The following is a 24,545-nucleotide window of genomic DNA, read 5'->3' on the forward strand; positions in this document are numbered from 1 at the left end:
TCCGAAAACGCCGGGGAAGGCGGCTCGCCCGCTAGCCTGGCGCGGTGCGCAGAGATCGGCTGGTGACCACGGCGGCCGCCGTGGCGGTCCTCGCGGTGACCGCCGCCGCCGTGTGGCTCGCCGTCCGCCTGGGCGCCCCCGAGCCCGTCCAGGACGGCCCCGGAGGCGCCGCCGCGCCCCCGGCGACCGGCGCCGACCCGGTGCCCGTGGCGCAGCGTGTGGCGCCGCTCAAGCGGGTCGTCGTGCCGGACGTGCTGGCCATCGTGGCGGCGGGGATCGATCCGGCCAAGGCCAGGCGGATCAGGGCGCTGGGCAAGGTCGCCGACGTCGTCGCGGTGGACGGCGGCGCGGTCACCCTCCAGGGCGAGCGCGTCAACGTGCTCGCCGTGGACCCCTCGGACTTCCGGGCGTGGACCCCGCCCGTCACCGCGCGCACCCAGGGCCTGTGGACGGCTCTGGCGGACGGCAGGTTCGTCGCCTCCTCGGCCCGCGCGAAGGACCTCGGGCTGTCCCTCGGCGCGGCCTACCGGATCACCGGACGGCAGTCGCCCGAGGTCGTCCTGGGCGGCACCGCCCCCCTCGGCCTGCCCGACGTGGACCTCCTGGTGAACGAGGAGACCGGCGCCGCCATGGGGCTCGTCCCGGACGTCGCCCTCCTGGTGAACGCGCCCGGGATGCCGCCCGCGGAACTCGTCGCCAAGGTCAAGACGATCCTGGGCAAGGGCGCCACCGTGGTGAACCTGCACACGTCAGGCAAGGGGAGCACCGCAGGCAACTACCTCGACCTGTACAAGCGCGCCGCGACGACCTGCCCCGGCCTGTCCTGGACGGTGCTCGCCGCGATCGGCCAGGTGGAGAGCGACCACGGGCGCAACGTCGGCCCGTCCAGCGCGGGCGCGCTCGGCCCGATGCAGTTCATGCCCGCCACCTGGAAGAGCTACGGCGTGGACGGGGACGGCGACGGCACCGCCGACATCATGAACCCCTTCGACGCCATCCCCTCGGCGGCCAACTACCTGTGCGCCTCCGGGGCCCAGCGGGACCTCTACAAGGCGGTCTTCGCCTACAACCACGCCGACTGGTACGTCCGCAAGGTGCTCGCCCTCGCGGACGCCTACGCCCGCCAGTTCTCATAGGCTTGCCGGCATGGACGCGCTGCTGCTGGTCTCCTTCGGCGGCCCCGAGGGCCCCGACGACGTCATGCCCTTCCTGGAGAACGTCACGAGGGGCCGGAACGTGCCGCGCGCGCGTCTGGCGGAGGTCGCCGAGCACTACCACCACTTCGGCGGGGTCAGCCCGATCAACGGCCACTGCCGGGCGCTCAAGGCCGAGCTGGAGAGGCTGGTGGACGTCCCCGTCTACTGGGGCAACCGGAACTGGGCGCCGTTCCTCACCGACACCGTCGCCGAGATGGCCGCCGACGGCGTCACCCGTGCCACCGCGTTCGTCACCTCCGCCTACAGCGGCTACTCCTCCTCCGGCCAGTACCAGGAGGACCTCGACCGCGCCGTCGCCGCCGTGCCCGGCGCGCCCGAGATCACCAAGATCCCGCCCTACTGCCTGGAGCCCGGCTTTGTCGGCGCGTTCACCGAGGCGGCGAAGGCGGCGCTGGCGGAACTGCCCGGCGCCCGGCTCGTCTTCACCGCGCACAGTGTCCCGCTGGCCCAGCCCGGACGCCCCGACTACGAGGCCGAACTACACGAGGTCGCGCGCAGGGTGCACGCCGCCAGCGGCGCCCGGGGAGGCTTCGACCTCGTCTACCAGAGCCGCAGCGGGCCGCCCTCCCAGCCGTGGCTGGAGCCCGACGTCCTCGACCACCTCGCCAAGCTCGCCTCCGACGGCACGGACGCCGTGGCGCTGGTGCCCATCGGGTTCGTCTCCGACCACATGGAGGTCCTGTTCGACCTCGACGTGGAGGCCCGCGACCGCGCCGCCGACCTCGGCGTCCGGCTGGTGCGGGCGGCGACGCCGGGCACCGCGCTCGCCCCGCTCGCCCGCGACCTGTACGCGCGGCACGCCAAGCCCTGAAAGGTACCCAGTGACCAGCGACTCTGGTTCAAGCGACTCTGCCACGAGCGACTCCGCATCAAGCGACTACACAGCGCTGCTCGACCTCGCCGTCGCCACCGCCCGGGAGACGGGCCGGATGCTCATCGACAAGCGCCCGGCGGGCGGCCCCGACGTGGTGGCGACCAAGTCCAGCGCCACCGACGTGGTGACCCAGATGGACCAGGCCGCCGAACGGCTCATCCGCGAGCGGATCGGCGCGGCCCGGCCCGGCGACGCGTTCCTCGGCGAGGAGGAGGGCGTGACGAGCGGCACCACCGGCGTGCGCTGGGTGGTGGACCCGATCGACGGCACCGTCAACTACCTGTACGACCTGCCCGACTGGGCGGTGAGCATCGCCGCGGAGGTGGCCGGCCGGCCCGTCGCCGCCGTTGTGGAGGTGCCGCGCCGGGGCTGGACGTTCACCGCGACGCTCGGCGGCGGCGCCCACCTCAACGGCGAGCGGGTGCGCTGCTCGACGGACGTGCCGCTGGGCCGCGCCCTCGTCGCGACCGGCTTCGGGTACGCGCCCGAGCGCCGCGCCGCCCAGGCGCGGGTGCTCGCCGGGGTGCTCCCGAACGTGCGGGACATCCGGCGTAACGGGGCGGCCGCCATCGACCTGTGCATGGTGGCCGCCGGAAGGGTGGACGGCTACTACGAGCGCGGGGTGCAGGCGTGGGACATCGCCGCGGGACGGCTGCTCGTCACCGAGGCGGGGGGAAGGGTGGAAGGGCTGGGGGGCGTCCCCGCGGGGAACGAGCTGACGATCGCCGCCGGTGCCGACCTGTTCGGCCCGCTGCACGATCTGCTGGCGCCGCTCGACCCCGCGAGGGACTAGCGGTCAACGCGTCGGAAGATCGTGGTTGTCGGCGATCCGCCGCAGCTCGTCGATCTCCGACTGCCGGAGATCCGCGAGATAGGTGTCGCCGTCCCTGGTGGCCGCCTGGAGCGAGGCGTAAGCCTCCTTGAGCCGCTGCTGGATGGTCTCGTTGAGCTCGCGCATGGGCATGGTCCTTCCGGGTCAGAACAGCCTTACCCGTGGCCCGGACCGGTCTAAACCTTTACCTCAAGAGAATTTCAGCGCACGACGCCTGGTCGTCGCTTACCGGTCACTTACCGGTCCTGTGGCATAACGGAGAACGTCTTCAGCAGTCGGAAGCAATCGGAAGAGGGGGGTCGCGATGCGGGTACTCGTGGTCGAGGACGAGCGGGTGATGGCCGACGCGATCGCCACGGGCCTGCGCCGCGAGGCGATGGCCGTGGACATCGCCTACGACGGCGCGGGCGCGCTGGAGCGGGCCATGGTCAACGAGTACGACGTCGTCATCCTGGACCGCGACCTGCCCAAGGTGCACGGCGACGAGGTGTGCCGCACCCTCGTCGCGCGCCGCTACGGCGCGCGCATCCTCATGCTGACGGCGGCGGGTGAGCTGGAGGACAAGGTGGCCGGGCTGAACCTCGGCGCCGACGACTACCTCGCCAAACCGTTCGCGTTCAAGGAGCTCATCGCCCGGGTCCGCGCGCTGGGCCGCCGGGTGGCCGCGCCGCTGCCGCCGGTGCTGGCGCGCGCGGGCATCGAACTCGACCCCAACCGGTTCACGGTGACCCGCGAGGGGCGGCCGGTCGAGCTGACCCGCAAGGAGTTCGCCGTCCTTGAGGTCCTCATGGCCGCCGAAGGTGTTGTGGTCAGCTCCGAGCAGCTGCTGGAGAAGGCGTGGGACGAGCACATCGACCCGTTCACCAACGTGGTGCGGGTCACCATGATGACGCTGCGCAAGAAGCTGGGCGACCCGCCCGTGATCGAGACGGTGCCGGGCGTGGGGTACCGGCTGTGACGTCGCCGAAGACCCTCTTCAAGGACCTGCGGCAGCTACCGCGCCGGGTCAGCGTCAGGCTCCGCCTCACCCTGCTGTACGGCGCGCTGTTCTTCTTCGCGGGCTGTCTCCTGATGCTCGTCACGTACGTGTTCGTCGGGCAGTCCTTCAGCGACGTGCTGCCGCCCGGCGAGCAGCTCACCTACCGCGCGCCCGGCGGGTTCCCCACGATCGTCGCCGAGGTGGACGACCTGCGGCAGAACATGCTGGCGCAGCTCGTCAAACGGATGGTGTTCGCGCTCGCCGGGGTCGGCCTGCTCGCGCTCGTGCTCGGTTACATCGTGGCCGACCGGGCGCTCGCGCCGCTGCACGAGATCACCTCGGCGGCGCAGCGCCTGTCGGAGAGCACCCTCCACGAGCGGATCGCGCTGGAGGGCCCCGAGGACGAGATCAAGGAGCTGGCCGACACGTTCGACGCGATGCTGGCGCGGCTCAGCGAGGCGTTCGACTCCCAGCGCCGGTTCGTCGCGAACGCCTCGCACGAGCTGCGCACGCCGCTGGCGATCAACCGGACGCTGCTGGAGGTCGCGCTCACCGACCCGGACGTCTCGCCCGACCTCGTCACCGTCGGCCGGACGCTGCTGGCCACCAACGCCCGGCACGAGCGGCTCATCGAGGGGCTGCTGCTGCTGGCGCGCAGCGAGCGCGAGCTGACGACCCGCAAGTCCGTGGACCTCAGGGAGGTCACCGAGACGGTGCTGGACTCGGTGCGCAAGCGGCCCGACGACGAGCGCGCCGACGTCACCCTGCACACCGAGCTGACGTCCGCCGTGACGGTCGGGGACCCGGTGCTGCTGGAACACCTCGTGCACAACCTCGTGGACAACGCGCTGAAGCACAACGTCGAAGGCGGTGAGGTCTACCTGAGGACCGGCGTGCTCGACGGGTTCGCGGCGGTCCAGGTGGAGAACTCGGGCCAGGCGATCCCCGCCTACGAGATCGACAGGCTCTTCGAACCGTTCCGCAGGCTCCACAACGACAGGATCGAGTCGGCCAAGGGCGCGGGGCTCGGCCTGTCCATCGTCCGCTCGGTGGTGACGGCGCACCGCGGCTCGGTCGTGGCCAGCCCCCGGCCCGGCGGCGGCCTCATCGTCACGGTGCGGCTCCCGTTCCAGCCGCCCCCGCCCGCCACCAAGTGACACGCCCCGAGGCCAGAGAGCACCGCCTCGGGGGCGCTCCCGACGAAGTCGGGACCTGAAAAGCGCCCCCGAGGCCAGTGAGCACAGCTCAGGCCGTCGCGCCGGACTGGCGCTTCAGCTCCCCGATCGCGTTGTGGTCCTGGTCGGCGTCGGCGGCCGACTGGCTGAAGTAGTTCTTGTAGTACATGCCGTCGCCCGAGCCGCCGTTGTTGTCCGGCCGGGGGAACAGCGTGGAGTAGGAGATGGCGTCGCAGTCCGCGCCGGTCTCCACGGTGATCGTCTCCAGGACGACTGTCTTGAAGTTCCACCGGGGCGTCGGGTGCAGGTAGCTGATCGTGCCGCTGCACGTGAACGGCCCGACGCTGTCGCTGGTCGGGTCGTTGGTCGCGGTGATCCTGCCCGTCGTCGCGCCCTCCTCGATGACGATGGTCATCCGGAAGCGCACCGAGGACGGCTTGATCTGGATCACGGGGCCCGTCCACGTCCCGGCGTAGGCGGCGGGGAACCCGCCGCCCGCCGCGGGCGGCTGCGCGGTGGTTCCCGGCCCCGGCGTGGCGGTGCCGGGTCCCGGCTTCGGGCCGTTGTCGCGGACGAGGACGACGACGAGGACCGCGACGAGGACAAGGACGAGCGCCCCGATCGCGGCGAGCGCGATCAGGGCGGAGGAGGCCCCCCGCCGAGGCGGAGGGCCGGGGACGAACGGGGGCGGCGGGCCGGGAGGGCCGCCGTAGGGGGGCTGTCCAGCGGGCGGAGGGTACACGCGCTGTCCTTCGGATGGCGGGGGACTGGGGGTCGAAGCAGCCGCCTACTGGCGGACGAGGGTGCCGATGAAGCTGTAGTCGTTGCGCCCCGCGTCGGCCGCCTCCTGGGTGGAGAAGTTGGTGATGAACATCTCCGTGCCGTTGCTCTTGGGGAAGAACTCGTTGTACGTCACGTCGGGGCACGTCGCGTTGTTCTTCTGGGTGATCTCCTCGCGGGCCACCGACTTCCAGGGGGAGCCGGGGGTGTGGTGCAGGAAGGTCACCGTGCCGGAGCAGGACCAGGTGGAGGTGTCGTCGGGGCCGTTGCTGTACTCGATCTGGCCGGTGGGGGAGCCGTCGGCCAGGGTGACCCTGACGTTGTAGCGCGCGGTCTTCGGCTTCACCTGGGTGACGGTGCCCGTCCAGGTGCCCGCGTAGTCCTCGCAGAAGGCGGTGTCGCCCTCCTGGCCGCAGTCGGGCCTGCTGCCCGTGCTGGTGCTGGGGCTCGACGACGGGATCGGCGGCGGCGGGAGCTCGACGGTGCCGGTCGGGGTCGGCAGCACGACGACCGGGTCCTTCTTGTCCGGCAGCGCGGCGATGCCGATCGCGATGATCAGCACCAGGATGAGCACGACGCCGCCCGCGATCGCGGCGATGAGCCCGCCGTTGGACTTGCGCGGCGGCGCGGTGCCGTAGATCAGCGGGGCGCCCGTCGGGCCCGGCTGCCCGGCGTGGAACGGCGGCTGGGAGTGGCCGAACGGCGGCGGGGTGGGCGGCGCGAACTGCGGCTGGTGCTGGGGCTGGTGCTGCGGCGGGTAGGGCCCCGGCTGCGGCGGCCCCTGCTGGAGGCCGGGCTGGAAGCCCGACTGCTGGAACGGCGGCGGCGTCGGCTGGCCGGGCGGCGGGCCCTGCTGGAACGGCTGGGCGCTGAGCGCGCCCGGCTGCGGCGGGTAGGGCTGCTGGCCGGGGCCGGACGTGGCCGCGTACGGCTGGGCGGGCGAGGCGAACGGCGCGGGGGTGGGCGTGCGGGGCGGCGGCGGTGCGGGTAGCTGGGCCGCGATCCGGGTGCCCTGGTTGAGCAGTTCCTCGCGCCGGCCCGCGGTGTCGGCGGCGGCCGCGGCGCCGGACTGCGGCACCAGCTCCAGCAGCGCCTCCAGGGCGGACGGGCGGTGGCTCGCCTCCTTGGCGAGGCAGCGGCCGATGAGCGGGCGCAGCTCGGGGGGCAGCGCCGACAGGTCGGGCTCCTCGTTGAGGATCCGGTTGATGATCACCGGCAGTGTGTCGGCCTCGAAGGGGGACCGGCCGGTGGCGGCGAACACCATGGTGGCGCCGAACGCGAAGACGTCCACGGCGGCCTGGAGCGGCGCGCCGGTGAGCTGCTCGGGCGCCAGGTAGCCGGGGGTGCCGACGACCATGCCGGTCGCGGTGACCGCGCTCTCCTGGGAGTTGACGGTGCGGGCGATGCCGAAGTCGACGACGCGGGGGCCGTCGGCGGCGATGAGCACGTTGTTGGGTTTGAAGTCGCGGTGGACGATGCCGACCTCGTGGATCGCCGCGAGCGCGGTGAGCATGCCGATCGCCAGCAGCCGCAGCTCCTGCGGCGGGCGCGGCCCGCCGGTGGCGACCAGTTCGTACAGGGACGGACCGTCGATGAACTCGCTGACGACGTAGGGCGTGTCCCCGTCGACGTGCGCCTCGATGATCCGGGCAGTGCAGAACGGCTCGACCTTCTGGGCGGCCGCGACCTCCCGGACGAACCGGGCGCGGGCCTGTGGGTCGGCGTTCATCTGGGCGTGCAGCAGTTTGATCGCGACCAGCTGGCCGTCCTTGGTGCGACCCAGGTAGACGGCGCCCTGCCCGCCCACGCCAAGGCGGCCGATCACCTCGTAGGAACCGAGCGTGGTCGGGTCACCCTGCTCCAGCGGAGCGTTCTTCGCCATGCGACCCCTTCCCAGGTCAGTTCAGTCCTCGCGCGTCTTCAGGCGGCGACGATATCGCGTGAGTCTGACGTTTGAGATCTCTCCGCGGTTCTGGTCTTCGCGTGGTTGCGTGACCTTTGTCGGGGTAAGGGCCCTCGGGAGCCCGGGGACCGGTTTCCCGCCGCCTTCGTGCGCGCTGTCGTTCACCCTTTCCGATGGCCGGAACCTGGGTGTTGTTCGCCACATACGGTGATTCTCGGGGAGTTTTTCCCCGTTGATGGTCACGTCATGACTCATGGATCCGTTCTTCCCAGGTATGATCCCGCCCGCGGTGGCGCGGCCAGCGGGGACGATCCGCGGTCGTCGGCCGTTCTTCCGGGCGGTGGCCGGGCGGGGAGGCGCCCGGGCCGTTGGTTGTTTGTTCGGATCGTGACCGGTGTCACCGGAGTGGTGGTAGCGGCATGTGTGTCAGAAGTCGCAAACCGTGACAGAATTTCCGGCCCGGATCGGGCACAAGAACGGCGTCCCGCGCGTTACTTCCGCGCGACGGGGTGCATATAGAGGAACACGGAGCCGCCGGGTAGGAGCCCGGAGGGCCAAGAGGGGGATGGAGAGAGATGGCAACCGACTACGACAGCCCACGCAAGACCGACGACGATCTCGGTGAGGACAGCCTGCAGGAGCTGCAGGCGCGCCGGACGGACAAGTCGGCGGGCATCATCGACGAGGACCTCGACGCGGGTGAGGTGGCCGAGCTTCCGGGCGCCGACCTCTCGAACGAGGAACTGTCCTTCAAGGTCGTGCCCAAGCAGGCCGACGAGTTCACCTGCAGTAGCTGCTTCCTGGTGCACCACCGCAGCCAGCTCGCCAAGGAGAAGAACGGCGAGCCGGTCTGCACCGAGTGCGCCGCCTGAGCCGGCCGCCGAGCGGCGGCCGGCCGACCCGCGCGAACTGGCTGATCCGGGAGGAGAGGACGGGATGACCAGCGAAGGCGCCCATCCCGTGTCCCCGCAGGGGAGTGACGAACAGGAGATCGGCGAGCTGATCGGCCGTCTGTCCGGCACGGAGGAGCTGGACAAGTCCGAAAGGGGACGGCTCATCGGTCGGCTCGCCCAGTTGCTGGGCGGCAGCGCCAAGGCGGCGGGTGTCAAGGGCCTGGCGGGTGGGAAGTGGCTCGCCGACCTCTTCACCGGCATCGTCCCCCGGATCCCGGTCAGGGATCTGGAGACGCTGCGCGCGCACCATCCGGGCCTCACCCTGGAGGCCCTCGCCGACGACCTGGTGCGCGGCGCGGTGAACCGGACGACGGCGGTGGGGGCGGCGGGAGGCGCGCTCGCGGCCGTGCAGTTCACGGCGCCGCCGCTGCTGCTGACGGCGCCCGCCCAGATCGTCGCCGAGACCCTCGTGGTCGCGGCCATCGAGACCAAGCTCATCGCCGAGCTGCACGAGGTGTACGGGGTCCAGGTGCAGGGCGGCGCCGCGGAACGGACCATGGTGTACGCGGTGGCGTGGGCGCGGCAGCGCGGGGTCAACCCGCTGGAGTCCGGATCGCTCAGCGTCGGGCTCGGCAGCGCGGCCAAGGCGGCGCTGCGCAAACGGATGATGCGGACGCTGGGCCGCCACATGACGACCCTCGGCCCGCTCCTGACCGGGGCGCTGGCGGGCGGGTCGCTCAACCGGGCGGCCACCAAGAAGCTCGCCGAGAAGGTCAGGGACGACCTGAGCCGCTACGGCACCCTGGCGCGCGGCATCGCGCACGAACCGCACCCCGGGCACCACCTGCCGCTGCTGCCGCCGCCCAGCCCCCCGCCGACCTAGGGCACCGCGCCCGCGGGGCGGAGGCGGGGCGGAGGCGGGACGGTGGGCCCGTCCCGCCCCCCGCTCACCGCGGCGCCGAGATCACTCCGGTGGGAGCAGGTGCGCGGGCAGCGTCCCGGTGGTGGCCTGCCACTGCTTGACCGCCAGCCGGGTCACCAGCACCCGGCTGACCTCCATGCCGACCCCGATGAGGACGGCCCAGCCGAGCGCCTCGGCGAGGCTGACGTCCGGGGACTCCGGGCTCACCGGGGGCTTGCGGCCCGTGCCCTTCTGCCAGGCAAGCTCCAGCGACTTGCGCGCGACAAAACCGCCGGCCATCCCTGCGATGCCGGCGAAGACCTTCCAGCCGACGTCGGGCTTCTGCGCCATCGTCGCCCCTTCCTCGCTCCGTGCGGCGCGTCCGCCGCCCCACCGACGCTACCGCGCCACGGCCCCCGCCCCCGCCGTCGAAGGGACGACGCCGGAGGAAAATCCAGGGCTCCGCCTGCCCCCGGTCCCTATCCTTGGCGGATGACCCAGACGCGCAGCACACCCCTGATCCCGGAGAAGGCCACCCTTGACGGCCTGGAGGACAAGTGGGTGGCCGTCTGGGCGCGCGAGGGCGTCTACGCCTTCGACCGGACGCGTGAGCGCGCCGACGTCTACGCGATCGACACGCCGCCGCCGACGGTCAGCGGGTCCCTGCACATCGGGCACGTGTTCTCCTACACGCACACCGACGCCGTCGCGCGGTACCAGCGGATGCGGGGCAGGTCGGTCTTCTACCCGATCGGGTGGGACGACAACGGCCTACCGACCGAGCGGCGGGTGCAGAACCACTTCGGCGTCCGCTGTGACCCGTCGCTGCCCTACGACCCGGCGTATCAGCCGCCCGCCAAGCCGGGCGGGAACCAGGTCCCGGTGAGCCGCCGGAACTTCATCGAGCTGTGCGAGCGGCTCACCGAGGTGGACGAGAAGGCGTTCGAGGAGCTGTGGCGCCGGGTGGGCCTGTCGGTCGACTGGAGCCTGCTCTACACCACGATCGGGGAGCGGGCCAGGGCCGCGTCCCAGCGGGCCTTCCTGCGCAATCTGGCGCGCGGCGAGGCGTACCTGTCGGAGGCGCCGACGCTGTGGGACGTCACGTTCCGCACCGCCGTCGCGCAGGCCGAGCTGGAGAACCGGGAGCAGCCGGGCGCCTTCCACCGGCTCGTGTTCCAGGGGCCGGACGGCCCGGTGCACGTCGAGACGACGCGGCCGGAGCTGCTGCCCGCGTGCGTCGCGCTCGTCGCGCACCCCGACGACGCCAGGTACCGGGCGCTGTTCGGGCGGCACGCGCGCACGCCGCTGTTCGACGTCGAGGTGCCGGTCCTCGCGCACAAGCTGGCCGACCCGGAGAAGGGCTCCGGCCTTGTCATGGTCTGCACCTTCGGCGACACCACCGACGTGGTCTGGTGGCGTGAACTCGACCTGCCGATCCGCGCGGTCGTCGGCAGGGACGGCAGGATCGCGCCGGAGCCGCCCGAGGGCGTCCCCGCGGCCCCGTACGCGGAGCTGGCGGGCCGGACGGCGCACGGCGCGCGGGAGCGCGTCGTGGAGATGCTGCGGGCCACGGGGGAGCTGGACGGCGACCCCAAGCCCGTCACCCGGCCGGTGAGCTTCTACGAGAAGGGAAGCAAGCCGCTGGAGATCGTCACGACGCGGCAGTGGTACCTGCGCAACGGCGGCCGGGACGAGGCGCTGCGCGCGAGGTTCGTCGCGGCGGGCCGGGAGATCTCCTGGCATCCGGAGTACATGCGGGCCAGGTACGAGAACTGGGTCGAGGGGCTGAACGGCGACTGGCTCGTCTCCCGGCAGCGGTTCTTCGGGGTGCCGATCCCCGTCTGGTACCCGCTGGACGAGCACGGCGCGCCGCGCCACGCGACACCGCTCGTCCCGGCGGAATCCGACCTTCCGGTCGATCCCTCGACGGACGTGCCGAAGGGGTACACCGAGGAGCAGCGCGGCGTGCCCGGCGGTTTTATGGCAGACCCGGATATCTTCGACACGTGGGCGACGTCCTCGCTGACCCCGCAGATCGCGGGCGGCTGGATCGACGACCCCGACCTGTTCGGCCGCGTCTTCCCCTTCGACCTCCGGCCGCAGGCCCACGACATCATCCGGACCTGGCTGTTCTCCACCGTGGTGCGCAGCGAGCTGGAGTTCGGGACGCTGCCGTGGACGAACGCCGCGCTGTCCGGCTGGATCCTCGACCCCGACCGCAAGAAGATGTCCAAGTCGCTCGGCAACGTCGTCACGCCGCTCGGCCTGCTCCAGCAGTACGGCTCCGACGCCGTCCGGTACTGGGCCGCCAACGGGCGGCCCGGCACGGACACCGCGTTCGAGACGGCGCAGATCAAGGTCGGCCGCAGGCTCGCCACCAAGATCCTCAACGCCGCCAAGTTTGTTCTGGGGCTGCCCGGCGCGGCCCCCGCCACCGCCGACGCCGCGCTGGAGCCGCTGGACGAGGCGATGCTGGCCGGGCTGGCGGAGGTCGTCGCGGAGGCCACCGAGGCGTTCGAGGGTTACGACTACACGCGCGCCCTGACCGTCACCGAGCGGTTCTTCTGGCGGTTCTGCGACGACTACCTGGAGCTGGTGAAGCAGCGCGCCTACGGCGAGGGCGCGGGCGCGGAGGCGGCGCGGGCGGCCCTGCGCGGCGCGCTCGACGTGCTGCTGCGGCTGTTCGCGCCGTTCCTGCCGTTCGCCACCGAAGAGGTCTGGTCGTGGTGGCGGGACGGCTCGGTGCACCGCGCGGCGTGGCCGGAGCCGGTCGTGGGGGACGGCGACGTCCGGGTGCTCGTCGCGACGGCCGACGCGCTGTCGCAGGTCCGCAAGGCCAAGTCCACGGCCGGGGTGTCGATGCGCGCGGAGGTCGCGGGCGTGGTGCTGCGCGGGCCCGACGCCGGGCTCGTCGCGCTGTCCGACCTGCGGGCGGCGGGCGTCGTGGTGGAGGTGTCCGTCGCGGCGGACGCCGACGGCGAGGGCGTGCGCGCCGACGTCACCCTCGCCTGAGCCGCACAGCCCCTCAGAGGCCCTTGACGAGAGCCTTGGTGAGCGCGGTGAGGCGCTGGCCCGACGTCCGGTAGGACGCGCCCGCCGGGTTGAGCGTGAGCACAACGACGATGTAGCGGTCCCGCGCGCCGACCGTGCCGGTGGTGTGCAGGACCGGACGGCCGAGGCCGAGGTCGGGCCCGGCGGCGGGCAGGGCGGCGGGCAGGGCGCGCGCGCCGTTCCGGCACGCGTAGGGCGGGGTGAGCCCGAACCCGGACCACCCCTGCTTGACGGCGTGCGCGCGCTTCGTCGCCGAGGGCAGGCCCCAGCTCTGGTCGAAGCCGTCGGTCCCGCATCCGGTCGCCTTGGCGAGATGGCCCAGGATCGTCTTCCTGACCTTCGGCGAGGACCTGTCGAGCAGATAGCGGTAGGACGCCGCGACGTCGCCCGCGCTGATCGCCGTGTAACCCCAGAAGCCGGGTTTGTCGGCGGGCGGCGGCGCGGAGTCCTTCAGGCCGATCTCGCGCTTCATCCGGGTGACGATCGCGCCCTTGCCGCCGAGGTTCCAGAAGTACGTCGCCGCCGCGTCGTCGCTGGCGCGCAGCATCTTGGCGAACCGCGCGGCGTGCGCAGGGGCGACCTCGCCCTTGCGCCGCCCCAGGTAGTCCATCGCGATGAGCAGCTTCACGACCGACGCGGACCTGACCGTCTTACGCGCCGCGTTCCTGCTGAGTGTCTTGCCGGTCCGCCTGTCGTAGACCACCCACCGGGCGGATACTCCGGGCGCGACCTTGGGCCGTGCGGGAGGGGCCGGAGCCTTGGCGACGGGGGAGGGCGGCTGGACGTCCGGCTCGGCCCCGGCGGCGGCGCCCTGGGCGTCCGAGGGCACCGCGGGCGGCGCGGCCGCCGGGGCGCCCGCGCAGGCCGTCGCGGCGGCCACCACCAGGGCCAAAGGCGTCGCGAGGAGCGCGCGGCGCACTGACGTGTCGCTCATCTCGGACACCCTAGCGGCGGCGTCCAGGGTGGGGGCCGCCGGAGTTCCCTACGCGGTGGCTTTCGAACGCCGGGTGAACTTCTGCCGTGGTTCGGGGGCCGGGCGCTTTTTCCACCCCGACTTCGTCGGGAGCGCCAGGCCCCGGGCCGGTAGGGTGGCGAGCGCCGTGCCGCGCGGGCGCGGCGACGATCGGGGATGCGGGGTGGACGTTGCGCGCTGACGTCGAGGTGCTGATCAAGCGGCTTGACCCGGGGCTTCCGGTGCCGGGCTACGCCCATCCGGGCGACGCGGGCGCCGACCTGTACGCGGCCGAGGACGTCGTGCTGGAGCCGGGGGAGCGGAGCGTCGTGCCGACCGGCCTGGCGATCGCCCTCCCCGATGGCTTTGCCGCTTTTGTCCATCCGCGTTCCGGTCTGGCGGCTACCCTGGGTGTGACGCTCGTCAACGCGCCGGGCACGGTGGACGCCGGGTACCGGGGCGAGATCAAGGTGACGCTGCTCAACACCGACCTGCGGGAGACGGTCCGCCTGGCGCGCGGGGACCGCATCGCCCAGCTGGTGATCCAGAAGGTGGAGCGCGCCGTCTTCGCCGAGGTCGCCGACCTGCCCGGCTCCGTCCGCGGGGCCGGTGGATTCGGGTCCACCGGCGGTTACGCTCAGCGGGCGCACGCCCAGCGCGCATTCGAATCGAAGGAGTAGGGAAAGTGGCTTTCGGACGTCGTCGTCAGGAGCAGCAGTCGTCGGCGAAGGCCGCCGAGACCGCGCCGGTCGAGGAGGAGTCTTCGCGGGCGCGCACGGCGGGTCCCTGGGACGCGGTCGAGGACACGGCTCCGGAGATGGAGCGGCTCGACTTCGGCGCCCTCCAGGTGCCGATCGGCCCCGGTCTTGAGGTCCAGGTGAACCTGGAGCCCACCGAGGTGGACGGCGAGGGCAACCCCGTCAACGGCAGGATCGTCGCGATCACCGTCATCGCGGGCCAGAGCAGCATGCAGCTGCAGGCGTTCGCCGCGCCCAAGCGCTCGGGCATCTGGGAGGAGCTGCGGCGCGAGCTGGCCGAGGAGATCACCGGCAACGCCGAGGGCCAGGTGCAGGAGGCCGAGGGCCCGTTCGGCACCGAGGTGCGCGCGCTGATCCCCGCGCAGCTCACCCAGGAGATGCTGGAGCAGATGCCCGAGGAGGTCAGGTCGCAGATCCCGCAGGAGATCATCGACCAGGGCTTCGCCTACCAGCCGCTGCGCTTCCTGGGCGTGGACGGCCCCCGCTGGTTCCTGCGCGCGCTCGTCGCGGGCGAGGCGACCGAGAGCGAGGAGGCGTGGCAGCCCCTCGAAGACGTGCTCTCGCAGATCGTCGTGGTCCGCGGCGACCAGCCGATGCCGCCGCGCGAGGCGCTGCCGCTGGTCCTGCCCGCCGAGGCCAAGAACGCGATGGCCCAGGGCGGAGAGGGCGGGGACGGCGACGAGGACGAGAAGGACGACTTCGACCCCTTCACGCCCGGCACCCACATCACCGAGGTCCGCTGACCCGGGGTCCCTGTGACGTCGAAGGCCCGGCCCCTCCCTCGACGGGGAGAGGCCGGGCCTTTCGCTGTGTCCTCAGGGCGCGCCGGTGGAGCGGCGCACGACGAGTTCGGCCGGGAGCACCACCGGTTCGGCGGGACGGCCCTCCAGGACGGCCAGGAGGTGCGTCATGGCCAGTTCGCCCATCCGCTCGGCGGGCAGCCGCACGGTGGTCAGCTCCAGGGCCTCGGCCAGGTAGAGGTCGTCGAAGCCGGTGATCGAGACGTCGCCGGGGACGTCGAGGCCCAGGTGCCGGGCCGCCTTGTGGGCGCCGGCGGCGAGCGTGTCGTCGTCGCAGACCAGGGCGGTCGGGCGGTCGGGCGAGGAGAGCAGCGCCATCGCCGTCTCGAAGCCCGCCGCGATGCTGATCGCGGCCCGGCCGGTGACCAGGCCCGGCACCCGGTCGGCGAGGCCGAGCGCGCGGCTGCGGAACGTCCACACGTTGATGTCGGCCGCGAGGTGGCCGATCCGGGTGTGGCCGAGGCCGCGCAGGTGGCTGACGATGTCGCCGACGGCCGCGGCGACGTCGAAGTTGACGGTGGGCGCGGGGCCCGCCGGGTCGCTGTCCACCATCACCAGGGGGACGGGCCGGCGCATGCCCTCCAGCGAGTGCTCGCCCATCGAGGACGCCAGCATGCCGTCGATGGCCTCCTGCGGGCCGCTGAAGGGCCCGTCGGCCTCCAGGGGCCAGGGGAACACCACGAGGCTGAAACCGTTCTCCACGGCCACCCTGGCGGCTCCGGTGTACACCGCGGCGAAGAACGGCGCGGTGATCGCGGGCACCACGAGCATGATCGTGCGGGTCCGGCCGAGGCGCAGGTTGCGCGCCGCCGGATTGGGCCGGTACCCCAGGCGCTGCGCCGCCTCGCGGACGGTCTGCGCGGTGCTCTCCGACACCCGTCCGGGCCACTTGCCGCTGAGCACCATCGAGACCGTGGACTGGGAGACGCCGGCCGCCGCCGCCACGTCCTTGCTCGTCGGCCGACTGTTAGCTGGCATCACGCCCCTTAGAGTAGATCCGTCGGTGCCTCCCAATACGTATCACTCATTCTAGTGATACGTATAACTGTGCTGTACGGAGAATAATGCGTGTATATCTCGACCTGCTGCGGGCCCCCCACGCCGCGCGGCTCCTCGGGGGCACCCTGCTGGGACGGCTGCCGAACGGCATGGGCGTGCTCGCGATCATGCTCTTCACCCGCGCCGAGGGCGGCAGCTTCGCCCTCGCCGGGCTGCTGGCGGCCGTGCACGGCCTCGCGGCGGGCGTCGGCCAGCCGGTGCTCGGACGCCTCATGGACCGCCTCGGGCAGCCCCGCGTCCTGCTCACCAGCGCCCTCCTGGCGGGCCTCGGGTTTGTGCTCTTCGCGGTGACCGGCATCGGCTCCGTCCCGGCCGCCCTGGCGACGGTCTCGCTCGCCGGGTTCTTCACCCCGCCCCTGGAACCCGGCCTGCGCGCGCTGTGGCCCGACGTCCTCAAGGAACCCGGCCAGGTCCAGGCCGCCTACGCGATGGACGCGGCCACCCAGGAGCTGCTGTTCACCCTTGGACCCGTCCTGGTGATCGCGTCCAAGCTGATCTCCGGGAGCGCGCCCCTGTACGTCTGCGCCCTGCTCGGGCTGGCCGGGACACTCGTCGTCACGCTGTCGCGGCCGTCGCGGGCCTGGCGCGGCAGGCCGTCGGCGGGCGACTGGGTCGGCGCGCTGCGGTCGCCCGGACTCGTCGTGCTGAGCGTCTCGCTGGCGTTCATCGGGCTGAGCCTCGGCGTGTTCAACGTCGGGATGGTCGCCTACGCCGAGGGGGTCGGCGTGAAGGCGGCGGGGGGCTGGCTGATCGCCGTCAACGCGCTCGGCGCGCTCACCGGCGGCCTGGTCTACGGGGCACGGAGCTGGCCGGGCCGTCCCGAACGCCGGATACCGCCGCTGCTGGCCGGGCTGACCCTCGGTTACGCGTTGCTGCTGCTCATGCCCTCGCTGCCCTGGATGGTCGTGCTGTCCTACGTGTCCGGGATCTTCCTCGCGCCGACGCTCGCCTGCGTCTTCGGCCTCGTGGACGGCCTCGCGCCCGAAGGCACCGTCACCGAGGCGTTCGCGTGGATCGTCGCGTTCATGACCGTCGGCGTCTCGGCCGGGTCGGCGCTCGCCGGCAAGGTCCAGGACGAGGCGGGCACGCTCGCCGCCCTGTCCGGCGCCGCCGCGGGCGGGCTCGCCGCCGTCCTGGTGTGTGTCGCGGGCGGCCTTTTCCTCGCCGCCCGTTCCCCTGCCAGGGCATGAGTGCCGTAGCCTCTGAAACATGGACGAAGCGCCCCCCGGGGGGCTGCGCGGATTCCGCCGCCTGGCGTCGAGCAAGGCCGAGATGGAGGCGGAGGAACTGCGGAAGGACACCGGCGCCGAAGGGGCGACACCCATCGCCGCCTGTGCCGAGCGCAGGCGCGCGCACGTCGCGGGTACGCTACGTACGGTGACTCTGCGACCGCGCGGCGGGGCCCCCGCTCTGGAGGCCGAACTCTACGACGGGTCCGACGTGGTGAACCTCGTCTGGCTCGGCCGCCGCCGCATCCCCGGCATCGAACCCGGCCGGAGGCTGACGGCCGAGGGCCTGGTGAGCCTCCAGGACGGCCGCAAGGTCATCTTCAATCCCCGCTACGAACTCCGAGGATCCACGTGACCGACGTGCAGGCCGCCATGAACGCGGACGAGAAGGCGCGGCAGACCGTCGAGGCGGCCGTGCGGGCCCAGCTGGCCAAGGCGCTCGGCGGCGCGCGCGGGATCGTCGAGGGCGCCGTGCCCACGATCCTGTTCACCGTGCTGTGGCTGGTCACGCACGAGCTGAAGCTGTCGCTGGGGATCGCGGTGGGCGCCGCGGTGCTGCTGACCGTCGCCCGGCTCGTGCAGCGGTCCACCGTGCAGTTCGTGTTCAACAGCCTGGTCGGCATCGGGATCGCCGCGTTCTTCGCGCTGCGCACCGGCAGGGCCGAGGACGCGTTCCTGCCCGGCATCATCTACAACGCGTTCTACTCGCTGATCCTCATCGGCTCGATCATCGCGCGCTGGCCCGTCGTCGGGTTCATCATCGGGTCCGTCACCGGCGAGTCCACCGAGTGGCGGCGCGACCCCGCGATCGTGCGGCTGTGCAGCAAGCTGACGTGGCTGCTCGTGCTGCCGTGTGTGGTGCGGGTCGTCGTCCAGTACCCGCTCTACCTGGCCGGGATGGTCGGCTGGCTCGGCACCGCCAAGATCGCGCTCGGCTGGCCGCTGCAGGTCGCCTCGTTCGCGGCGATGATCTGGGTGCTGGCCCGCGGCCGCACACCCCTGACGACGGCGGCCGAGCCCGTCCAGGACGTCCCGGAGGACACGCCCGCTCCGGGGGTGCGGGGGCGGAACGAGGCAGAGGGCGCGCCGGAGGGCGACGAGAGGAAGTGACCGGCGGACGGCCGCCGCGCGGCGGCCGTCCCGACCGGGGGCGGGCCAGGGGTCAGCGGCGGGCCATGGCCGTCATGACGTGGCCCATCAGCGTGATCAGCACCTGGCGTGTCGACTCGCGGGACCGCGCGTCGCAGTTGATCACCGGGATCTCCGGATCGAGGTCCAGCGCGATCCTGATGTCCTCGGGCGTGTAGGGCTTGGCGCCCTCGAAGGTGTTCACCCCGATGATGAACGGCAGTCCGCGCCGCTCGAAGTAGTCGATCGAGGCGAAGCAGTCGGCGAGCCTGCGGGTGTCCACCAGGACGACGGCGCCGAGCGCGCCCTCGGCCAGTTCGTCCCACATGAACCAGAACCTGTCCTGTCCGGGGGTGCCGAACAGGTAGAGCACGAGGCCGGTGCGCAGGGTGATCCTGCCGAAGTCCATGGCGACCGTGGTGGTGGTCTTGCGCTCCACCCCTTCGAGGTCGTCGACGCCGATGCTGCGCTCGGTGAGCTGCTCCTCCGTCCGCAGGGGGCGCATCTCGCTGACCGAGGCGACCATGGTGGTCTTGCCCGCGCCGAACCCTCCCGCCACCAGGATCTTGACGGCGAGCTCGGCCTCAGAGGGCCTGGAGTCCATGAATTACCTCTTCGATGATTCTGGTCGTGGGGAACCGGGCGACCGACGAGGGCCGGCGCACCGTGATCCGACGGTCGTTCAGCAGATCGCCGAGCAGCACCCGCACGACGCCGACGGCGAGGTCGAGGGCCGAGGCCACTTCGGCGACCGTCAGCGGCTGGTGGGCTAGGTCGAGGATCGCCTCGTGTTCAGGGGACAGAAGCAGCGAACCGTACACCGGTTCCGGCGTGCGCACCACGAGTGTCATGAGATCGAGATCGGTCCGGTTGTCGGAGGCCGTCCGGCCGCCCGTCAGCCAGAAGGCGCGGACGACGGGTCCGGCCTCCTCGTCAAGCCACTCGTGACCGCTCACGGCAGGCTCACCGTCCGGGGCTTGGCCGACAGGTGCAGGCCGACCCTCGTCACCAGCATCGCCATCTCGTAGGCGATGACGCCCACGTCGGCGGCGGAGTCGGCGAGCACCGCGAGGCACGCGCCCTGGCCGGCCGCGGTGACGAACAGGAACGCCTCGTCCATCTCCACTATGGTCTGTCTGACCGCGCCGCCCTGGAACTGCTCGCCGGTGCTGCGCGCCAGGCTCTGGAAGCCGGACGCGAGCGCCGCCATGTGCTCGGCGTCGTCCCGCGCGAGCCCCCGCGAGGCGCCCACCACCAGTCCGTCACTGGAAAGGACAACCGCCTGCTTCACCTGGGCGACACTGTCCACCAGGTTGTTCAACAGCCAGTTGAGATCGCCGGGTTCGGTCATGGATGCTCCTCGGTGGGCTGGAGGTGGTCGTCGGCGGAGGTGGCGGACTCCAGGCGGCCGCGTTCCCAGCCGCGCTGCATCGCCGACATCCGCAGCCGGAGATTATCGGGGGAACGTTCGGGGGCGGTCGGGGGGACCGGGGTGGGGGCGTCCTGGGAGGTGGCGGCCACGGGGGCCACCGGGGCCGGGTCCTCGGCGGGGCGGGACTTGCGGCGGCGGCGCGGGAGGCCCAGGTGGTCGCCCAGGTCGAGGTCGGGCTCCGGCGTCTCCGGCGGGGCCGGGAGTGGCGCTGGGGGTTCCGGGAGGGCCGGTTCCTTGGTCATCTCTGGGGTGGCTCCTTCCCGGGGCTCGGTGTGGTGTGCGGGGCTCGTGGTGACGGCCGGGGGGAGGGGCGCGCCGGGAGCGCCCGCCGCCGCCAGGACGCGCTGGGCGGGCGGCGCGGGCACCGGCTCCGGGGTCTCGGGCAGGTCGGTGGAGAGGAGTTCGCGCGGCAGGAACACCACGGCGGTGGTGCCGCCGTAAGGCGAGACCCGCAGGGACACCCGGATGCCGTGCCGCCGCGCCAGCCGTCCCACGACGAACAGGCCGAGCCGCGCGGTGTCGGACAGGGTGAACTCCGGCGGCGCCGACAGCCGCTCGTTGAGCTGCTCGATGATGTCCGGCGGCAGGCCGAGCCCACGGTCCTCGATCTCCAGCACGTAGCCCGCCGCGACGCCCTGGCCCGACACCTCGATGGCGGTGTCCGGCGGCGAGTACTGGACGGCGTTCTCGATGAGGTCGGCCAGCAGGTGGATGGTGTCGGCGACGGCGGGGCCGACGAGCCCGATGCGCGGCATCGGCAGCACCCGGACCCGCGTGTAGTCCTCGACCTCGGACGCGGCGCCGCGCACCACGTCGACGAGCGGGACGGGCGAGCGCCAGCCGCGTCCGGGCGCCTTGCCCGCGAGGATGACCAGGCCCTCGGCGTGCCGCCGCATGCGGGTCGCGAGGTGGTCGAGCTGGAACAGGCGGCCGAGCGTCTCGGGGTCCTCGGCGGCGCGCTCCATCTGGTCCAGCAGGGAGAGCTGCCGGTGCAGGAGCGCCTGGTTGCGGGAGGAGAGGTTGACGAAGATCTCGCGCACGTTCGTCATCGTGGCCGCCTCGTGCATGGCGGCCTCCAGCACCGCGGCGCGGGCAGCGGTGAACGAGCGGAAGATGCGCTCGATCTCGGTGACGCTGAACTGCACGCCCGGCTCGATCGGCGGCTCCTCCACCCGCTGCCCCTTCCGGACCATCTCGGCCATGAGCGGGAGCTGGTCGCGGGTGAAGTCGCCGACGGTGTCGGCGAGCGCGCGGCTCTCCCGGATGAGGCGGCGGGACACCCGCCACGCCGTCACCAGGGAGACGACGATGGCCAGCAGGCCGAGGCCGCCCGCCACGCCGATCTCCAGCAGCACCCCGATCGCGACCTTCTCGGCCCGCCCGGTGACGCCCTGGAGCATCTCCTCCTCAAGTTCGAGGAGACGGCTCTGCACACGTTCGGCGTTGGTGTCCCACGCGGTCTGCGAGACGGGGCCCGTGCCTCGGGTGATGCGGTCCTCGTACTGCTGGAGCCGCTGGTACTCGATGGCGTTGAGGAACGCGTTGTACCTGTCGCGGTCGGCCGGGCGCAGCGTCGGCAGCACGTCGGTGTAGAGGAGGTCGCGGGCGCCGACGGCGCGGGCCACCTCCTTGCGGTCCCACGCGCTCGGCACGCCGGACAGCCGCCCCGCGAGGATCGCGTCCACCCGGGCGAGCTGCTCGCGGGCGATGCCGAGCGACGTCAGGCTCGACACGTCAACGGCGATCTCGACGTCCGGCGGGGAGACCGCGCGGTAGATGGCGAAGCCGCCGTAGACGAGGGAGCCGTAGGAGGTGAGCACCTGCGCGCGGTTGCGCGGCGCGCCGCCGTCCACGACCGAGCGGAGCAGGGTGAGGCCGCCGAGGTCACGCGCGAAGTCGTCGACCGTGGTGCGGATGTCCGCCTCGATCCCGGCGCGCAGGCCGGGGTCGGAGGTGTTGCGCTCGAACACCGAGCGCGCGTCGTCGGTGGCCTGCCGGTGGTCGGCGAGGTCTGCTGCGGTCACCGAGGGCGACCCCGACAGCCGCGCCATGGAGACGAGGCGTTCGCGCTGGAGCGCGGAGATCAGGGTCTGGGTGGGGCGCACGACCTGGCCGTCGAGCGACTGCGCGCGGGCCAGCAGCATGCCGTCGCCCAGCGACTGGAAGGCGGTGAACGCCCACAGCAGCACCAGCGTGGCGAGGGGGACGGCGATGAGCGAGACGATCGCGGATCTGATCGGCTGGCTGCGGGAACGTCGCATGCCCGGCAGTCCTCCGTGGGGTTCCGGCGGGTTCTACAAGCACTTACGGAGAGGGTGAACGGAGCCTACTACGGGGTGATGTAATGCGCTTCCCCATGCATATGGCACAAAGTCAGCACGTTACGGGACTACCCTTGCCCCGTGACCGAACTCCCCGATGTGACTCCCGACTCGCTGCCCACCCGGCGCCGTGCCGGTCGTCGCGGCGGACGACACCGCGGCGGCTCCTTCTCCCTGCCCTCCGATTCGCCCGCGGTGGTGCTGACGGGCGCTCCCCAGCAGGTCATGGACGAGCTGGCCGACTGGATCGAGGGGGCGCACCCCGGCATCCCGGTGCACGCCGGCGCCGACGCGTCCCTCGGTGAGCTCGTCGGCGACCCCGCCGCCGTGGTGGTCCCGCTGCTGCTCGGCCCCGACCCGGCGTTCGAGGCGCCGCTGCGCGAGGGCCTCGCCTCGCTGCCCGTCCTCGTGTCCGAAACCCTGGGCCCGCACCCGCTGCTCGCCGAGGCGCTGCACCTGCGGCTGGCCGAGGCCGGCCTGGCCCGCGCCGACCGCATCCGGATGATGAGCATGGTGACCGCCGCCGACGGCGTCGTCCTCGGCTGCCGCGCCGCCGACGAGGTCGCCGAGATCACCTCGGTCCTGCTCGCCTCACGGCTCGCCGTGCCCGTCGTCGCCGCGCCCCTGCACGACTCCGCCGCGCTCGCCGCCGCCGCCGGCGCGCTGCGCGCCAACGGCGCCCAACGGCCCGCGCTCTCCCCGTTCGTCATCGACGCCGACGCCTCGGAGCTCGCCAAGGCGGCCGCCGACGCGGGCGCCGAACTCGCCGCGCCGCTGGGCGGCCACGCCTCGGTGGCCCAGCTCGCCGTCCTCCGCTACGTGGAGGCCCTGGAAGCGCTCTACACCGAGTGACGACACGTCAGCACCACGGAGCCCCGGCGGCCTGCGGCCACCGGGGCTCCCGCGTGCTCGGGCGCCGCTAGCGCGGGTTGAGGAGGTCGCCCAGCTCGTCCTCGACGTCCTGGCTCGCGACGAACATCAGCTCGTCGCCCGCCTCCAGCGTGTCGTCGGCGGTGGGGACGAGCACCCGCCCCTCGCGCAGGATCGCCACCAGCGCGGTGTCGCGCGGCCAGCTCACCGAGCCGACCGGCTGGCCGTTCAGCGGCGCGTCGTCGGGCAGGGTCAGCTCGACGAGGTTGGCGTCGCCCTGGCGGAACGTCATGAGGCGCACGAGGTCGCCGACGCTCACCGCCTCCTCCACCAGCGCGCTCAACAGGCGCGGCGTGGACACGGCGACGTCCACCCCCCACGAGTCGTTGAACAGCCACTCGTTCTTCGGGTGGTTGATACGGGCCACCACCCTCGGCACCCCGTACTCGGTCTTGGCCAGCAGCGACACCACGAGGTTCACCTTGTCGTCGCCGCTGGAGGCCACCACGACCTGGCAGCGCTCCAACGCCGCGTCGTCCAGCGAGGAGATCTCGCACGCGTCGGCCAGCAGCCACTCCGCGCGCGGCACCATCTCCACCTTGATGGCCTTCGGGTCCTTGTCGATGAGGAGCACCTCGTGCCCGTTCTCCAGCAGCTCCTGCGCGATGGACCTGCCCACCGCGCCCGCCCCGGCGATCGCCACCCGCATGTCAGTCCTCCTCCCGCGCCCGCGCCGCCAGCGTCCGCGTGATCAGCTCCATGTCGGCGGCCTTCGCCATGACGTGCACCACGTCGCCGTCCTGCACCACCGTGTCACCGCTCGGCACGACCGCCTCGCCCATCCGGTTGAGGAACGCGACACGGAAGCCGGGCGCCGCCCTCTCCATGTCCTTGACGCGGGCGCCGATCCACGCCGGGTCGGTCTGCACCTCGGCCAGCTTGACGTCGCCCGTGGGGTCGCGCCACAGCGGCAGCGCGCCGTCCGGGAGCAGGCGGCGCAGCATCTGCTCGGCCGTCCAGCGGACCGTCGCCACCGTCGGGATGCCGAGCCGCTGGTACACCTCGGCGCGGCGGGAGTCGTAGATGCGGGCGACGACGTTCTCGACGCCGAACGTCTCGCGGGCCACCCGGGCGGAGATGATGTTGGAGTTGTCGCCGCTGCTCACCGCGACGAACGCGGACGCCTTCTCGATCTGCGCCTCGACCAGGACGTCGCGGTCGAAGCCCACGCCGATGACCCGGCGGCCCTTGAACGAGCCGCGCAGACGGCGGAAGGCCTCGGGGTTCTGGTCGATGATGGCGACCGAGTGGCCCTTGTCCTCCAGGATATGGGCGAGGGTCGAGCCGACCCTCCCGCATCCCATGATGACGATATGCACGACCCGTCCTGT

The 24,545-nt window shown here is 72.5% G+C and carries 26 protein-coding genes; 14 read left to right on the forward strand and 12 right to left on the reverse strand.

What is annotated here, in order from left to right; all coding sequences use genetic code 11:
• Positions 1-44 precede the first annotated feature (44 nt).
• Genes LO762_RS22595 through LO762_RS22605 form a run of 3 tightly spaced genes read left to right on the forward strand, consistent with a single transcriptional unit; the run spans position 45 to position 2,884 of the window.
• Complete coding sequence (locus LO762_RS22595) at positions 45-1,136, forward strand: lytic transglycosylase domain-containing protein (protein ID WP_230617860.1); 1,092 nt, start codon at positions 45-47, stop codon at positions 1,134-1,136.
• A gap of 10 nt (positions 1,137-1,146) precedes the next feature.
• Positions 1,147-2,028: a ferrochelatase gene (gene hemH / locus LO762_RS22600; protein WP_230617861.1), complete on the forward strand. Its 882-nt coding sequence runs from the start codon at positions 1,147-1,149 to the stop codon at positions 2,026-2,028.
• Between the two features lie 10 nt (positions 2,029-2,038).
• The gene (locus LO762_RS22605) at positions 2,039-2,884 is read left to right on the forward strand and encodes an inositol monophosphatase family protein (protein ID WP_374201588.1); all 846 of its coding nucleotides are present in this window, start codon (positions 2,039-2,041) and stop codon (positions 2,882-2,884) included.
• 3 nt (positions 2,885-2,887) lie between these two features.
• Here LO762_RS22605 and LO762_RS22610 read toward each other — a convergent pair whose 3' ends face one another.
• On the reverse strand, positions 2,888-3,049 hold the full coding sequence (locus tag LO762_RS22610; RefSeq protein ID WP_230617862.1) for a hypothetical protein: 162 nt from the start codon (positions 3,047-3,049) through the stop codon (positions 2,888-2,890).
• 178 nt (positions 3,050-3,227) lie between these two features.
• Here LO762_RS22610 and LO762_RS22615 point away from each other — a divergent pair, with 178 nt between their 5' ends.
• The gene (locus LO762_RS22615; RefSeq protein WP_230617863.1) at positions 3,228-3,881 is read left to right on the forward strand and encodes a response regulator transcription factor; all 654 of its coding nucleotides are present in this window, start codon (positions 3,228-3,230) and stop codon (positions 3,879-3,881) included.
• On the forward strand, positions 3,878-5,059 hold the full coding sequence (locus LO762_RS22620) for a cell wall metabolism sensor histidine kinase WalK (protein ID WP_230617864.1): 1,182 nt from the start codon (positions 3,878-3,880) through the stop codon (positions 5,057-5,059). The genes LO762_RS22615 and LO762_RS22620 overlap by 4 nt, the downstream gene beginning before the upstream one ends.
• A gap of 88 nt (positions 5,060-5,147) precedes the next feature.
• On the opposite strand, the gene LO762_RS22625 is transcribed toward LO762_RS22620, so the two are convergent.
• Both LO762_RS22625 and LO762_RS22630 read right to left on the reverse strand, forming a co-directional pair.
• Positions 5,148-5,819: a hypothetical protein gene (locus LO762_RS22625; RefSeq protein ID WP_230617865.1), complete on the reverse strand. Its 672-nt coding sequence runs from the start codon at positions 5,817-5,819 to the stop codon at positions 5,148-5,150.
• A 45-nt stretch (positions 5,820-5,864) separates the two neighbouring features.
• Positions 5,865-7,739 carry a serine/threonine-protein kinase gene (locus tag LO762_RS22630; RefSeq protein WP_230617866.1) on the reverse strand — a complete coding sequence of 625 codons (1,875 nt, stop codon included), beginning with the start codon at positions 7,737-7,739 and terminating at the stop codon, positions 5,865-5,867.
• Between the two features lie 596 nt (positions 7,740-8,335).
• Between LO762_RS22630 and LO762_RS22635 the strand changes: the two genes are divergently transcribed.
• Both LO762_RS22635 and LO762_RS22640 read left to right on the forward strand, forming a co-directional pair.
• Positions 8,336-8,632 carry a DUF4193 domain-containing protein gene (locus LO762_RS22635; RefSeq protein ID WP_123668390.1) on the forward strand — a complete coding sequence of 99 codons (297 nt, stop codon included), beginning with the start codon at positions 8,336-8,338 and terminating at the stop codon, positions 8,630-8,632.
• Between the two features lie 64 nt (positions 8,633-8,696).
• Complete coding sequence (locus tag LO762_RS22640; RefSeq protein WP_230617867.1) at positions 8,697-9,536, forward strand: hypothetical protein; 840 nt, start codon at positions 8,697-8,699, stop codon at positions 9,534-9,536.
• Positions 9,537-9,617: 81 nt separating this feature from the next.
• Here LO762_RS22640 and LO762_RS22645 read toward each other — a convergent pair whose 3' ends face one another.
• A complete protein-coding gene (locus LO762_RS22645; protein ID WP_230617868.1) occupies positions 9,618-9,905 on the reverse strand; it encodes a DUF4235 domain-containing protein in 288 nt (95 codons plus the stop codon).
• 141 nt (positions 9,906-10,046) lie between these two features.
• On the opposite strand from LO762_RS22645, the gene valS reads away from it, so the two are divergent.
• Positions 10,047-12,566 (forward strand): valine--tRNA ligase, encoded by a 2,520-nt coding sequence (valS, locus tag LO762_RS22650; protein ID WP_230617869.1) that lies wholly within the window; start codon positions 10,047-10,049, stop codon positions 12,564-12,566.
• A 13-nt stretch (positions 12,567-12,579) separates the two neighbouring features.
• On the opposite strand, the gene LO762_RS22655 is transcribed toward valS, so the two are convergent.
• Entirely contained in the window at positions 12,580-13,539 is a 960-nt protein-coding gene (locus LO762_RS22655) for a hypothetical protein (RefSeq protein WP_230617870.1), read from the reverse strand.
• 209 nt (positions 13,540-13,748) lie between these two features.
• On the opposite strand from LO762_RS22655, the gene dut reads away from it, so the two are divergent.
• Positions 13,749-14,237, forward strand: coding sequence for a dUTP diphosphatase (gene dut / locus LO762_RS22660; RefSeq protein WP_230617871.1), 489 nt, complete (start codon positions 13,749-13,751; stop codon positions 14,235-14,237).
• Between the two features lie 5 nt (positions 14,238-14,242).
• Positions 14,243-15,058, forward strand: coding sequence for a DUF3710 domain-containing protein (locus LO762_RS22665; protein WP_230617872.1), 816 nt, complete (start codon positions 14,243-14,245; stop codon positions 15,056-15,058).
• Between the two features lie 72 nt (positions 15,059-15,130).
• On the opposite strand, the gene LO762_RS22670 is transcribed toward LO762_RS22665, so the two are convergent.
• Positions 15,131-16,093: a LacI family DNA-binding transcriptional regulator gene (locus LO762_RS22670; RefSeq protein ID WP_230617873.1), complete on the reverse strand. Its 963-nt coding sequence runs from the start codon at positions 16,091-16,093 to the stop codon at positions 15,131-15,133.
• An 86-nt stretch (positions 16,094-16,179) separates the two neighbouring features.
• On the opposite strand from LO762_RS22670, the gene LO762_RS22675 reads away from it, so the two are divergent.
• Genes LO762_RS22675 through LO762_RS22685 form a run of 3 tightly spaced genes read left to right on the forward strand, consistent with a single transcriptional unit; the run spans position 16,180 to position 18,513 of the window.
• Positions 16,180-17,364, forward strand: a complete 1,185-nt coding sequence (locus LO762_RS22675; RefSeq protein ID WP_230617874.1) for an MFS transporter — start codon at positions 16,180-16,182, stop codon at positions 17,362-17,364.
• 19 nt (positions 17,365-17,383) lie between these two features.
• Entirely contained in the window at positions 17,384-17,758 is a 375-nt protein-coding gene (locus LO762_RS22680) for an OB-fold nucleic acid binding domain-containing protein (RefSeq protein ID WP_230617875.1), read from the forward strand.
• A gap of 17 nt (positions 17,759-17,775) precedes the next feature.
• Positions 17,776-18,513: a DUF3159 domain-containing protein gene (locus tag LO762_RS22685; RefSeq protein WP_230618010.1), complete on the forward strand. Its 738-nt coding sequence runs from the start codon at positions 17,776-17,778 to the stop codon at positions 18,511-18,513.
• A gap of 52 nt (positions 18,514-18,565) precedes the next feature.
• Here the strand turns inward: LO762_RS22685 and LO762_RS22690 are convergent, their stop codons facing one another.
• From LO762_RS22690 to LO762_RS33175, 4 genes are read right to left on the reverse strand one after another with little or no spacing between them, the layout of a single operon-like run.
• Complete coding sequence (locus tag LO762_RS22690; protein ID WP_230617876.1) at positions 18,566-19,135, reverse strand: ATP/GTP-binding protein; 570 nt, start codon at positions 19,133-19,135, stop codon at positions 18,566-18,568.
• The gene (locus LO762_RS22695) at positions 19,116-19,487 is read right to left on the reverse strand and encodes a DUF742 domain-containing protein (protein ID WP_230617877.1); all 372 of its coding nucleotides are present in this window, start codon (positions 19,485-19,487) and stop codon (positions 19,116-19,118) included. The genes LO762_RS22690 and LO762_RS22695 overlap by 20 nt, the downstream gene beginning before the upstream one ends.
• On the reverse strand, positions 19,484-19,882 hold the full coding sequence (locus LO762_RS22700; protein WP_230617878.1) for a roadblock/LC7 domain-containing protein: 399 nt from the start codon (positions 19,880-19,882) through the stop codon (positions 19,484-19,486). Before LO762_RS22700 ends, LO762_RS22695 begins: the two co-directional genes overlap by 4 nt.
• Positions 19,879-22,224, reverse strand: coding sequence for a sensor histidine kinase (locus LO762_RS33175; protein ID WP_304523689.1), 2,346 nt, complete (start codon positions 22,222-22,224; stop codon positions 19,879-19,881). Before LO762_RS33175 ends, LO762_RS22700 begins: the two co-directional genes overlap by 4 nt.
• Before the next feature lie 141 nt (positions 22,225-22,365).
• Here LO762_RS33175 and LO762_RS22720 point away from each other — a divergent pair, with 141 nt between their 5' ends.
• Positions 22,366-23,136 carry a sirohydrochlorin chelatase gene (locus LO762_RS22720; RefSeq protein WP_230617879.1) on the forward strand — a complete coding sequence of 257 codons (771 nt, stop codon included), beginning with the start codon at positions 22,366-22,368 and terminating at the stop codon, positions 23,134-23,136.
• 67 nt (positions 23,137-23,203) lie between these two features.
• On the opposite strand, the gene LO762_RS22725 is transcribed toward LO762_RS22720, so the two are convergent.
• Both LO762_RS22725 and LO762_RS22730 read right to left on the reverse strand, forming a co-directional pair.
• On the reverse strand, positions 23,204-23,863 hold the full coding sequence (locus tag LO762_RS22725) for a TrkA family potassium uptake protein (RefSeq protein ID WP_230617880.1): 660 nt from the start codon (positions 23,861-23,863) through the stop codon (positions 23,204-23,206).
• Position 23,864: 1 nt separating this feature from the next.
• Complete coding sequence (locus LO762_RS22730) at positions 23,865-24,533, reverse strand: TrkA family potassium uptake protein (RefSeq protein WP_230617881.1); 669 nt, start codon at positions 24,531-24,533, stop codon at positions 23,865-23,867.
• Positions 24,534-24,545: the final 12 nt, after the last annotated feature.

Origin of the sequence: Actinocorallia sp. API 0066, from assembly GCF_020991275.1 — a bacterium.
Classification (GTDB): Bacteria; Actinomycetota; Actinomycetes; order Streptosporangiales; family Streptosporangiaceae; genus Actinocorallia.